General features: G+C 56.9%; 1 rRNA gene. It reads left to right on the top strand.

What is annotated here, in order from left to right:
* Positions 1–942: ribosomal RNA gene (locus ACLJQF_RS48830) — 23S ribosomal RNA — on the top strand; the annotation flags it as partial.

Below are 942 nucleotides of genomic sequence, written 5' to 3'. Positions count from 1 at the left end.
GGGTGATGGCGTGCCTTTTGAAGAATGAGCCTGCGAGTTAGTGCTGCGTGGCGAGGTTAACCCGTGTGGGGTAGCCGTAGCGAAAGCGAGTCTGAATAGGGCGAATATAGTCGCGTGGTCTAGACCCGAAGCGGAGTGATCTACCCATGGCCAGGGTGAAGCGACGGTAAGACGTCGTGGAGGCCCGAACCCACTTAGGTTGAAAACTGAGGGGATGAGCTGTGGGTAGGGGTGAAAGGCCAATCAAACTCCGTGATAGCTGGTTCTCCCCGAAATGCATTTAGGTGCAGCGTCGTATGTTTCTCCACGGGGGTAGAGCTACTGGATGGTCTAGGGGCCTTACCGGGTTACCGAAATCAACCAAACTCCGAATACCGTGGTGTTAGAGTACGGCAGTGAGACGGCGGGGGATAAGCTTCGTCGTCGAGAGGGAAACAGCCCAGAACACCAGCTAAGGCCCCTAAGTGTGTGCTCAGTGGGAAAGGATGTGGGATTGCCCAGACAACCAGGAGGTTGGCTTAGAAGCAGCCACCCTTGAAAGAGTGCGTAATAGCTCACTGGTCAAGTGGTCCTGCGCCGACAATGTAGCGGGGCTTAAGCACACCGCCGAAGCTGTGTCATTTGTGCAATAGATCGGCTTGAGTCCTTGAGGCTCTTGTCTAGTCGCACGGATGGGTAGGGGAGCGTCCTGCATCCAGGGAAGCGGCGGCGGAAGCCAGTCGTGGAGGGTGTGGGAGTGAGAATGCAGGCATGAGTAGCGAATGCAGAGTGAGAAACTCTGCCGCCGGATGACCAAGGGTTCCTGGGCCAGGCTAATCCGCCCAGGGTAAGTCGGGACCTAAGGCGAGGCCGACAGGCGTAGTCGATGGACAACGGGTTGATATTCCCGTACCCGAGCATGTGCGCCCATGACGAGGCGTTTGATACTAACCACCCAAAGCC

It is taken from the genome of Amycolatopsis sp. lyj-109 (assembly GCF_046548995.1).
Lineage (GTDB): Bacteria > Actinomycetota > Actinomycetes > Mycobacteriales > Pseudonocardiaceae > Amycolatopsis.
Note: the sequence above shows the minus strand (reverse complement) of the source record. Positions and strands in the feature narration are given on the sequence as shown.